General features: G+C 33.4%; 7 protein-coding genes. 4 read left to right on the top strand and 3 right to left on the bottom strand.

Annotated elements, in window-relative coordinates; all coding sequences use genetic code 11:
• Window position 1: 1 nt before the first annotated feature.
• On the bottom strand, window positions 2-751 hold the full coding sequence (locus DNU06_RS03255) for an outer membrane beta-barrel protein (RefSeq protein ID WP_146239135.1): 750 nt from the start codon (window positions 749-751) through the stop codon (window positions 2-4).
• Window positions 748-1770, bottom strand: a complete 1023-nt coding sequence (galE, locus tag DNU06_RS03250) for a UDP-glucose 4-epimerase GalE (protein WP_111061762.1) — start codon at window positions 1768-1770, stop codon at window positions 748-750. The genes DNU06_RS03255 and galE overlap by 4 nt, the downstream gene beginning before the upstream one ends.
• A 295-nt stretch (window positions 1771-2065) precedes the next feature.
• On the opposite strand from galE, the gene lepA reads away from it, so the two are divergent.
• On the top strand, window positions 2066-3859 hold the full coding sequence (lepA, locus tag DNU06_RS03245; RefSeq protein ID WP_111061761.1) for a translation elongation factor 4: 1794 nt from the start codon (window positions 2066-2068) through the stop codon (window positions 3857-3859).
• Between the two features lie 122 nt (window positions 3860-3981).
• Here lepA and DNU06_RS03240 read toward each other — a convergent pair whose 3' ends face one another.
• Window positions 3982-6780 (bottom strand): PD-(D/E)XK nuclease family protein, encoded by a 2799-nt coding sequence (locus DNU06_RS03240; RefSeq protein WP_111061760.1) that lies wholly within the window; start codon window positions 6778-6780, stop codon window positions 3982-3984.
• Window positions 6781-6929: 149 nt separating this feature from the next.
• Between DNU06_RS03240 and bcp the strand changes: the two genes are divergently transcribed.
• The 3 genes from bcp (at window position 6930) to DNU06_RS03225 (ending at window position 12376) form a co-directional block, all read left to right on the top strand.
• Window positions 6930-7397 carry a thioredoxin-dependent thiol peroxidase gene (gene bcp, locus DNU06_RS03235; RefSeq protein WP_111061759.1) on the top strand — a complete coding sequence of 156 codons (468 nt, stop codon included), beginning with the start codon at window positions 6930-6932 and terminating at the stop codon, window positions 7395-7397.
• A gap of 78 nt (window positions 7398-7475) precedes the next feature.
• Complete coding sequence (gene recA, locus DNU06_RS03230; RefSeq protein WP_111061758.1) at window positions 7476-8513, top strand: recombinase RecA; 1038 nt, start codon at window positions 7476-7478, stop codon at window positions 8511-8513.
• A gap of 203 nt (window positions 8514-8716) precedes the next feature.
• Window positions 8717-12376 (top strand): sensor histidine kinase, encoded by a 3660-nt coding sequence (locus DNU06_RS03225; RefSeq protein ID WP_111061757.1) that lies wholly within the window; start codon window positions 8717-8719, stop codon window positions 12374-12376.
• Window positions 12377-12380: the final 4 nt, after the last annotated feature.

The following is a 12380-nucleotide window of genomic DNA, read 5'->3' as shown; positions in this document are numbered from 1 at the left end:
ATTAAAACCACCCAATACTAATACCTACAGAGAACATATTTAATTGGGTACTATTTTTATTTTCGAAAAGGTAAGATAGATTATATTCTCCAAATAAAAATATATTATCCATTCCTAGCCTCAAAGTAGCGCCATATTGTAAGTGTTGTACATCTGGAAAATTAAAGGATTTATACTTTAAGTCGTTAACGCGCCATTTTTGGTAATTATCAAAAATATAACCGACTTTAAAACCGGGGTAAAGTTTAACTTTATGTCTTTCCTTACGGGAGCGAATGCGAAGTTCAAAAGGAACATCAATTTGATTAAAAACAGTTCTATTAATCCATCTTTTTTGTCCAGTATATGGCTTCAAGAGTGTGTAATCAGGTGTCGGTTTTTGTGGCACTGCTGCAGATTCAAATATTAAATTACCGTCATGGCGAATATTGTAATGGGTGTAACCTAATCCAATGCCTATTCCAAAGATGGAATTTTTAGAAAATGGAATATCGAAAGAAAGGTTCAAACCATGTCCAATTGCATAAAATTTCGTGGCCACCCCCTGAGTATTTCCTAACCAATTGTTGAAAAAAATGTGGGTATTTAATCGGTCAAACTTTTCAGCTGAAGTTTCAGTTGGGGCAAATAAACTATAATGTCGCATTACCCCAGGTTTTCTATTTAATAAATTAAAAGGACGGTCAGCACTATTTTGTCCAATGACAATTTGGAAAATAAAAAGTGCAAGAAGGGTAAATATTATTTTCATTTTAAAGTTAATAAAGATTTTTCCCAATTCCATGAGTGCTTTAAAGCGTCGGCAATTGTATATTTTGCCGTCCAATTTAAAACGGTTTTTGCCTTAGTAGGGTTGGCATAAATTTGAATTACATCTCCTGCTCTTTTAGGACCAATGGCATATTTTATTTTTAATTGGTTAACTGCCTCGAAGGTACGAATGATTTCTAAAACGGAAGAACCTTTTCCTGTACCAATGTTAAACGCTTCAACAACTCCTGCAGGTTCATTGCTAAGCCATTTAATGGCATTCACATGCGCCTTCGCTAAATCTACTACATGAATATAGTCTCTAATACAAGTACCATCTTCTGTAGGATAATCATCACCGTAAACGGTTAAAGATTCTCGAATACCATTTGCTGTTTGTGTGATATAAGGAACTAAATTATTTGGTATTCCTTGCGGTAACTCACCAATTAATGCACTCGGATGGGCGCCAATAGGGTTAAAATATCTTAATAAAGTAGCATTAAAATTTGGATTCGCTTGCACCGTATTTTGAATGATTCTTTCACAAATTATTTTGGTGTCGCCATAAGGTGAGGCAGCATTTTGAATAGGGGTAGATTCTATGACCACCGGGGATTCTGGTTCTCCATAAACAGTACAAGAAGAAGAAAAAACAAAATGTTGCACTTTGAATTTTAAAAGTACCTTTAGTACCGTTACAAGTCCCCCAATATTATTGTCGTAATATTTTAAAGGATTAATGGCCGATTCCCCAACTGCCTTATCCGCAGCAAAATGTATAACACCCGCAATGTTTGGATGCTTTTCAAAGACTTCAGATAGTGCTTCTTCGTCGGCGCAATCTAATTTATATTGGGTTATTTCTTCTCCCGTAATTTCAGCTAGACGATCCAAAATAAATGGTTTTGAATTTCTAAAATCATCCACTATTATTGGTTTATAACCTGACTCAATTAGTTCTACAACTGTGTGAGAGCCAATATAACCAGTGCCGCCTGTAACTAAAATTTCTTCCATTCTTTTTCAATTTGAACAAAAGTAAATCTTTTAGAGTTTAATACCAATGTTTCGGTGTCATTTATTGGTTTTTAACCAGATAAAAAAAGGTCGGCATATTGCTATACCGACCTTAACCCAAAATCCATGAATTATAATAATTCAATTAGTCAAATTTACTCAAATTCTGAAAGCTTACTTTCACTTTAGGTTTTTTTATGAATTGTATCGCTTTATTTAAAAATCCAATAATACTAGTTTTTTCTATTTTTTTTAAACCATGCTCATAATTCTAAAAATAGCTTATTTTTGCACCATGAAGCATATTAGAAACTTTTGTATCATAGCACATATTGACCATGGAAAGTCAACTTTAGCAGATAGATTGTTACAAACAACCAATACCATAGCAGATCGTGACATGAAAAATCAAGCATTGGATGATATGGATATTGAGCGTGAGCGAGGGATTACCATAAAATCGCATGCCATTCAAATGGATTATACGCATTCTGATGGTGAAAAATATGTTTTAAATTTAATTGACACACCAGGACATGTGGATTTTTCCTATGAAGTTTCTCGTTCTATTGCTGCATGTGAAGGTGCTTTATTAATAGTAGATGCTGCGCAAGGAATTGAAGCGCAAACAATCTCTAACTTATATTTAGCTTTAGAAAATGATTTGGAGATCATTCCAATTTTAAATAAAATGGATTTACCAGGTGCGCAACCTGAAGAAGTAACGGATCAAATTGTGGAATTAATCGGTTGTCGACCGGAAGATGTAATTCCTGCAAGTGGAAAGACTGGACTTGGTGTGCAAGCCATTTTAAATGCAATTGTAGAGCGTATTGAACCACCAAAAGGAAATCCAGATGCACCTTTACAAGCTATGATTTTCGATTCTGTGTTTAACTCGTTTAGAGGAATTATAGCTTATTACCGTGTTTTAAATGGGAAAATTAAAAAAGGTGATCGCGTTAAATTCGTGAATACAAAAAAAGAATATTACGCGGATGAAATTGGAATTTTAAGAATGACCATGGAGCCGCGAAAGGAAGTTTTGACAGGGGATGTTGGGTATATTATTTCTGGAATTAAAAAAGCCAATGAAGTTAAAGTGGGGGATACCATTACTACTACAGCCAATCCATGTTTAGATGTGGTACAGGGTTTTGAGGATGTAAAACCAATGGTTTTTGCTGGATTATATCCTGTGGATACTGATGAATACGAAGAATTAAGGGCTTCTTTGGAAAAATTACAGTTGAATGATGCTTCCTTGGTTTTTGAACCAGAGTCTTCTATGGCTTTAGGCTTCGGTTTCCGTTGTGGATTCCTTGGTATGTTACACATGGAAATTATTCAAGAACGCTTGGAGCGGGAATTTGATATGACGGTAATCACTACGGTTCCCAATGTGTCGTATAAAGCTTATTTACCAAAAGAAAATGAACCCAAAATAGTTAATAATCCTTCTGAATTACCTGATCCATCTAAAGTAGATTATATTGAAGAACCATTTATTAATGCACAAATTATTACCAAGTCGGAATATATCGGACAAGTAATGAGTTTATGTATTGAAAAAAGAGGAAACTTGAAGAATCAAGTCTATTTAACTCAAAATAGAGTAGAATTAACTTTTGAAATGCCTTTGGGAGAGATTGTATTTGATTTTTATGATAAATTAAAGTCTTGTTCAAGAGGATATGCTTCTTTTGATTACCATCCAATTGGATACCAACAGTCGGATTTGATTAAATTAGATTTACTATTGAATGGAGATCCTGTAGATGCATTGTCTGCTTTGGTTCACCGTTCGAATGCTTATGAATTAGGAAAGAAAATTTGTTTGAAATTAAAGGAGTTAATTCCCCGTCAACAATTTGAAATTCCGATCCAAGCAGCAATTGGCGCAAAAGTTATTGCCCGTGAAACAATTAAAGCATTACGTAAAGATGTAACAGCTAAGTGTTATGGTGGTGATATTTCACGTAAGCGTAAGTTGTTAGAAAAACAAAAGAAAGGAAAGAAAAGAATGCGTCAAGTAGGTAATGTTGAAATTCCGCAAGAAGCATTTTTAGCTGTATTGAAACTGGATTAATTCACTTTAAGGAGTATTGTAACTTGTTAACCATTCCACTAATTATTTTATTAGTGAAATGGTTAGTTTTATTGAGTTTTTTATAGCTAAATGCTATTTCAGATTCAATTTACTGGAAAGTATTAATTCCCACAGTAATCACAGTATTTTGCTTTGGGGTTGTGCTTGTATTCAAATCCTTGACTGTACATTAGTTTAACGGTTTCTTTGAGCTCTTCTTGGAATTTTTCTAATAGGGTATCCGAAATATAATTCTCATCCTCTTGAGTACCTACATTTTGTACCCAATCCTTTAAGTTAATCATAGAAATGATTCCTGCAGTAAATGGTTTGTGTTCCGGAAACATACCTTTAAACATAGAGGCATACATCAATAATTGAATGGCATAAGCTTTTTTGTTTTCCTTGTCTTCAAAAACAGATTGAAAGCCGTCTTGTTCTACTTTTTTATTGAGTTTTACCTTTTCGGAATCACATTTACCACTCTTATAATCAATAATCCTATAAATACTTCCTAATTGATCTATCCTATCGGCTTGTCCCTTTATTTTTACTTTTTTCTGTTTGCCATTGATCTCCCATTCAAAAGTAGTTTCAATGTCTTCTTCTAAATGTTTGACAAATATAGGAAAGTCAACTTTTTTTAATTCTTTTATTTGTAAGTCAATAAAGTCTTCTAAAAATTTAATCGAGACTTCGTAAGACAGTTTATTTTGTCCAAATTCAAAATCTTTGGGCTGAAAAACTTTTAAGTATTCTTCTTTTAGATAAACTTTTAACTGTTTTTTTTCTTGGCTTAAAATGGGAATAGTAATTGCCCTTTTTTCTTTTAAAAACGGACTAAAAATACGTTCCAAAACCTCGTGAATCATGGTACCAAAAGTAGAAGATTCAATGGATTCTTCTACATCATTTTCTTCCCTTAAATTTAATATATAAGTGTAATAAAAATCAAGCGGACATTTTAAAAAAGTGTTGAGGGCAGAAGGCGATAAGCCCCGTTCAAATAAGGCGTCCAATTTGGCTTCTACTGTTGGTGTTAGCTTGTAAACTGTTTCAGCAGTATTTGTTGCCTTGTCCGATCCTGAAAAAGTATGTTTATTCAATTGATGACCAATAGTAGGATCTAACTCATTTTCTAATTGGGTGATAAATCTACTTTTTTCTCCACTGGCAAAGCCTTCACCATTTGAATTGTAGCTCAAAAATACCTTTTTTGCACGGTGTAATAATCTGTAAAAGTGGTGGGCAAAAATGGCGTCCCGGTCTTCTTCAACAGGTAAGTGATGGTGTAGTTTTAGTTCGCGCATTAACAAGGAATTGCTAAAGTTGTTTTTGGGCAAGTTACCTTCATTTAGACCCAATACAATCAAGTTTTCAAAATCCAGGGTACGGGTTTCTAAAATACCCATTACTTGCAGTCCGTTGGTCGGGTTTCCCAAAAAAGAAAGGGATTCATTTTGCCAAAACTGATAGGTCAATTTTTTAAAGGATTTTAAAGAAAGTGTTTGAGGATAAGTATCGAAAATGGCTTCAAATTTTTGCATTCCAATGGAAAAGTGGTATAAAATTTCAAGAGAAATGGATTTGGAATCGTCTTGCTTTTTAAAGTTTTCATACAGGGCTTGAATCAATGTTTTCATTGCCTGTATACCATCTTCGGCTTGTTTCTCCCAAATGTTGAATATAGGGATTACATTGGCTAACGCCGGTAAATTCTTTAAGAGTTCTTGCGGGGTAATGGTAATTTTATTTTTGAGAATAATCTCCTTTTTAAAGACTTCAATGGCTTTTCTATCTCCAATTAATTGTTGAATATAACCATGGTCTAAAAACTGTAATATAGTTTTGTGGTATAGGTTTTTATTACCGAATTTTAAAGCGTTTTGTTGTAGGTCAAAAATCATATCGACCAAACTTTTTAGGTGAGAGTATTTTAACGGATACCCCATTGTTATGTTGGCTTTTTCAATGGTAGCGGGCAAGGATCGACTCAAGGGAATAAGTAATGATTCGTCCGCCAAGACTATGGCCGTTTTATTAATCTCTTCCGGGGTCAAGTCTTTGAGTATATGTCCAGCATATTTCGCTTGGGCTACTTGTTGTGCTGTTTCAACAATTTCAATAGTTTTCGCAGTTCCATTAATGTGATTAGGTACGGGTATTTTATCGGCAAAAATTGGCCTTAACTTACGGTAAAAATGCCCTGCTTCGTGCTCCTTATTGTTGACATAATGTTGGTCGACATCAAAATATATTGTACCGACTTCCTGCTTTTTTAATGCAGAAATGATGTCTTGTTCCGATTGTGAAAAGGCGTTAAAACCAATAAAGTAGTAATGTTTGAAAGAGGTAGGCTTAATCAATTCACACTTTTGAGCAAACTGCTGATAAGCTTTTCCTTGATAAGTAGCGTTCATTTCTTTCAATTGCTCACTCAAGTGCTGGTAATACTTTGGTAGTTTATCCCATAAATTCATGAAATCAATCTGGCCACTGTGCAACTCTTCCGTATCAAAACTCCATTCGTCAATTTCCTTGATGTTTTGTAAGTCTCTAAAAATTTCGTGAGGGGCAATTCTATATCGGTCTATTTCATCAAAATCATTTAATATAATGGTCGCCCATTTTAAAAACTCATCAAAAGATTCTGATTTCGCTTTTTCGTAGTTGACATAAACATTGTAAAAAACGAAAAGCAATTCAGTTTGATTCAATATTCTTTCACTCGTTTCCGCATCCACCCATTCGTTAATGGTAATTATTTTGGGTGCAAAAAAAGGTTGCTTAATTTGCTTAGATAAATACTGTTGAATGTAAACTGCAGCCCTTTTATTAGGTATAATAATAGCTATTTGATCAATTTCTTGAGCATGTCTTTGGTAAATATCGAGGGTAGTTTCTTCTAAAAAGCTTTTCATAATAGAAGGTTAAAGATAAGTGATAAATAAGGGAATAGGTATGTTTAATACCAGAATTATTAAAATTTTTTTAAAAATAATTCCTAGAAATTAATCAAAAATAAAAATCTTTGACTATTTTTGTGTCAACAATTGATTAATTATTCGGCATGACAAATTTAACAGTAGGAGACAAAGCACCAAATTTTAAGGGGGTGGACCAAAACGGGGCAAGTATTGCCTTGGAAGATTTTAAAGGGAAAAGATTGGTTTTATATTTTTACCCTAAAGATTTAACACCGGGCTGCACCACCCAATCTTGTAATTTACGAGACAATTATGCTGACTTAAAAAAGGCAGGATTTGAAGTCGTGGGTGTGAGTGCAGACGACGAAAAAAAACATTTAAAATTTATTGACAAGCATGAGTTACCTTTTAGGTTGATTGCCGATACCGATAAAAAAGTCATTAATGATTACGGCATTTGGGGACCAAAAAAATTCATGGGTAAAGAGTATGATGGCATTCACCGCACCACTTTTGTAATTGATGGTGAAGGGGTAATTGAAGCAGTAATACCTAAAGTTAAAACCAAGGACCACGCAGCACAAATTTTAGCAGTTTTAGCAGAAAAATAAATAAAAAAGGAAACTTTTTTAAGTACGTAAATAGATTACGTACTACTCGGGTTTCTTTGTAGTATTAAAATAAACATTATGGCAGAAGTAAAAGAAGTAAACAAAGAAAAATTAAAAGCGTTACAATTAACGTTAGATAAATTAGAAAAATCATACGGTAAAGGAACCGTAATGAAATTAGGTGATGCGGCGATTGAAGATTTAGATGTGATTTCATCAGGTTCTTTAACCCTCGATTTAGCATTGGGTGTAAAAGGTTATCCTAAGGGAAGGATCGTTGAAATATACGGACCAGAATCTTCAGGTAAAACAACCTTAGCCATTCACGCGATTGCCGAAGCACAAAAAGCAGGTGGAATTGCAGCCTTTATTGATGCAGAGCATGCTTTTGATCAATTTTATGCAAAAAGTTTAGGTGTTGATGTGGAGAATTTATTAATTTCTCAACCAGACAATGGTGAGCAAGCATTAGAAATTGCCGATAATTTAATCCGTTCAGGTGCTATTGATATTATTGTTGTCGATTCTGTTGCAGCATTGACACCAAAAGCAGAGATTGAAGGTGAAATGGGTGATTCTCAAATGGGATTACAGGCACGTTTAATGTCTAAAGCATTGAGAAAATTAACCTCTTCTATCAACAAGGCAAACACAACTTGCATATTTATTAACCAGTTGAGAGAGAAAATTGGTGTAATGTTCGGGAATCCTGAAACAACATCAGGTGGTAATGCATTAAAATTCTACTCTTCTATTCGTATCGATATCCGTCGTTCTAGTCAAATTAAAGAAGGTGATGAAGTAATGGGTAATAGAACAAAGGTGAAAGTGGTGAAAAATAAAGTAGCGCCTCCTTTCCGAAAAGCTGAATTCGACATCATGTACGGTAAAGGAATTTCAAAAACAGGTGAAATATTAGATCTTGCTGTTGAAATGGGCATTGTGAAAAAAGCAGGTTCTTGGTTCAGTTACGGCGATACAAAATTAGGACAAGGTAGAGATGCTGTGAAATTATTAATCGGTGATAACCCTGAATTAAGTGATGAATTAGAAGGGAAGATAATCGAAGCATTGAATCCAAAAGCGGAAAAGGAAGAACCAGTTCCAGCTAAATAAAATATAACCGTTGGCAATGTGCCAGCAACATTCGGTTAAAGATTTACTTCATGCCGAAGCAATAAGGAGGAGGTTGTGTATGCATTTACACGCCTCCTTTTTTAGTTTAAAAACTTTCGTACTCAGATAAACTAGCACGATTATTGTGACTGTTAAAACAAACATAGTTTTATATTTGTAAGGCAGGCTCGCTAAGAAATCGAATGAGAAAAAAAAATCAATTAAAATTTATTTTAACATTATCACTTGGTTTGATACTATGGCTGACTGGCTACTATTTATATAATTATAAGGTAGAACAACGTTTTTCTTTAAATGAAGTAGTCGCTTTAGAGCGGACAATACAAGAGGAAGAAGTTAAGTTAAATGAATCATTTAATAATTTTGTCGATCGAATTAGTCTAAAAGAAGCAAAAGAAAATCTTTTTGTCCATGCAAAAAAACACACAGAAGCTACAAAATATGATGTCTTTATATATAAAGACAATAAATTGTATGTGTGGACAAATAATCGAGTTGCACTCCCTTTATTTGTAGATAACGATTTTTTAGAGACTAAAATATTGCACCTCCCAAACGGTTGGTATTTTTTAAAAAAAAGGAAGCGGGCAAATTTTATTATTTGTTCTGTCTTTTTAATCAAGCAGGAATTTCCTTATGAAAATAAAGATTTGGTCAATGGTTTCTCCAGTAAAATTGACCAAAACCTAAACGCTACCTTATCTAATCAAGTGGGTAAATATAATATCACGAATAAAAAAGGAACCTTTTTATTTTCTATTCAGCCAACCTTGCAATCTCAAACACATGTAGGTTACGAAATTCTTACTTTTTCATGCTACCTCATTTCATTTTTTATTTTACTGCAATTGCTTATCTCTTCGAGTCAAATATTATTGATTCGAAAGCCAACCTTACTTATTATTTTTCCCTTGGCCATTATATTGTTGCGCATATTTTCCATTCAAAATAGCTGGTTTGCTAGCATGGATAAATTTGAAATGTTTAATCCAGAATTATTTGCCTCTTCTAGACTTATCCCCTCATTGGGGGATTTAATTATTAATGTCTTTATTTTTTACTTTTTAGTGATTTTCTTGCAAAAACGTACAAGAAATTGGTTTGCCAATGGAAATAAAAAACTAAAACTGGCTTTGTTCGTCATTCCATTAGCTTTGATGAGTTTCTATGTAGCTTTTCAAATCAATCATATTATTTATGCCTTGGTTTATGATTCCAAAATAAATTTTGATTTGGAACATTTATTCGATCTCAATATATATAGTTTGATAAGTATTGGCTTAATAGGCTTTTGTTTCTATACTTATTTCAAATTTATACAATATTTAGCCGGTCAATTAAAGAAATTAAATTTTGCATTAAATATCATAGCAATATGCTGGTTTTTATGTTCCGCAGCTTTCTGTGTCTTCGATCAGATTCAATTTGAACACTCTCTCCTAACTTCTATGTGGCCAGTAATATTATCTGGGATGTTACTTTGGTTTGAATTTCGAAATACAAAATATAAATTTGTTCATATTATCAGTCTTTTAGCTTTTGTATCCTTTTATGCGGCTTATATTCTAGAAGATTATAGTAACCATAAAGAGCGTGAAGTAAGACAGATTTATGCCGAAAAAATTGCGGAAGATGAAGATCCTATTGCGGAGTATGAATATGACCAAATAGAAAAGGAAATAAGGCGAGATAAATTTCTTGAAGCTTATCTGGTCAATGATTTTGAAGAAACTAAATTTACGGATGATATTGAAGCAAGTTATTTTAATAACCTTAGACAAAAATATGATTTAAGCTATCACTTGTTTAACGCCAATAAAGAAAAGAGAAGTAAACCAGGAGCTATTCCTACGGTTGGATACGAGAAGTTAGATTTTATTGTCGACCATAGTAGTTTAGCTTCTTCTATCAATCCACACATTTATTTTATCAAGACAAATGTAGATAAGTTAAGTTATTTGGTTAATTATCCCATTCTACAGGACAAGGATACCCTAGGTTATTTGGTGATTGAATTTCGTTCCAAAAAATTACCCAAAGAAATAGGACTTCCTTCCGTGCTTTTGGAAAATGATGGGTTTTCTAATGCAGAGTTAAAAAATTATTCTATCGCAAAATATGTTGATGAATTATTGGTGAATAATATTGGGGATTATGATTATCCTTTTGTGCCAAATTTATGGCGTTTAAGTCCAAATCGTTTTTCTACTTTAGATGGCTATAGTCATTACGTTTATACCCATACACCTGATAGAATTACCGTAATCTCTAAAAAGAAAAGTACCATTATTAGTGCTTTTACAACTTTTTCTTATCTGTTGATTTTTTATGGCTTTATTTTATTGATGATTAATCTGTATAAGTATTTAAACAATAATAAGATAACATTTAGAAACTTGTCCTTGAATTTTAAATTTCAAAGTGTCTTGGTTGGCTTAATTTTGTTAACCTTAGTTAGTTTTGGGGTGGGAGCAGGTACCTATGTGGTTCAGCAATATTATCTTAACTCACAAGTATTGATTAAAGAAAAAGCTGGCTCGGTAGAAACGGAGTTGGAACACAAATTTTCGGCAGAAGATGATATTACTTTTGATAAACCTTATTTAGAGTACTTATTAAAAAAATTCTCCAGGGTTTTTGTAACAGATATTAATTTATTTGATTTAAACGGTAGTTTATTGGCGTCTTCTCAGCCTAAAATTTATTCCAGGGGACTCATCTCCAAAAAGATGAATTCTACGGCGTATTATGCATTTGATATTGAAAAACGAAGTGAGTTTATTCATCAAGAAAAAATAGGGGAATTGGAGTTTCTTTCCGCCTACCGACCGTTTGTAAATGCTAAAGGGGAGTTGTTGGCATACTTGAACATTCAATATATTTCCAAACAAGATGAATTAGAGAACCAGATATCTGGATTTTTATTGGCCATTATAAATATCATGGTATTGATGTTGGCTATTTCTACCCTAATAGCAATTGTAGTTTCTAATCGTTTAACTTCACCACTTAAATATATACAGTCCAGTTTAAAAGGTATGCAGTTAGGGGCAAAAAATAAACCTATCTATTACAGGGGGAATGATGAAATTGGAGACTTGGTTAAGGAATATAATCGTAAGGTCAATGAGTTGGAAAATTATGCAGAGCAATTGGCGAAAAGTGAAAGAGAAAGTGCTTGGCGTGAAATGGCAAAACAAGTTGCACACGAGATTAAAAATCCATTGACACCCATGAAATTATCCATACAGCACATGAAACGTTCTATTCAGGTTGCTGATGAAGCATCTGAGGAAAAGTTAAAACGTGTTACTACTTCTTTAATTGAACAAATTGATGCGTTGACGAAGATTGCAAACGAGTTTTCGAATTTTGCGAAAATGCCAAAGGCAAATGAAGAATCGGTTAATTTAGCCGAAATACTGCAAAGCGTTAATGCCGTTTTTGCGGATGGCAATAAAGCGTATCAATTGTATTTTAAAAATGAGTTAGACCATGCACCTATCATTTGGGCGGATAAGAATTTGACATTGCGGGTTTTTAATAATTTAATAAAAAATGCTTTACAAGCAATTCCGTCGGATAAAGAAGGAAGAGTGATTATATTATTATCAGAAGTTAAAGAGGAGTATTTGGTGACTATAATAGACAACGGTGTTGGTATTGATGAGACCGCAAAAGCAAAAATGTTTATTCCATACTTTACTACAAAATCAACAGGTACAGGATTAGGACTGGCCATGTCTAAACAAATCATTGAAAATATGAATGGGAAAATTTGGTTTGAATCTGAACTGGGTGTAGGGACAAGATTTTTCGTATCTTTCAGCAAAAAAAAATAGCATT

It is taken from the genome of Putridiphycobacter roseus (assembly GCF_003234935.1).
Lineage (GTDB): Bacteria > Bacteroidota > Bacteroidia > Flavobacteriales_D > Crocinitomicaceae > Putridiphycobacter > Putridiphycobacter roseus.
This window is presented reverse-complemented; position numbering and strand designations above follow the sequence as displayed.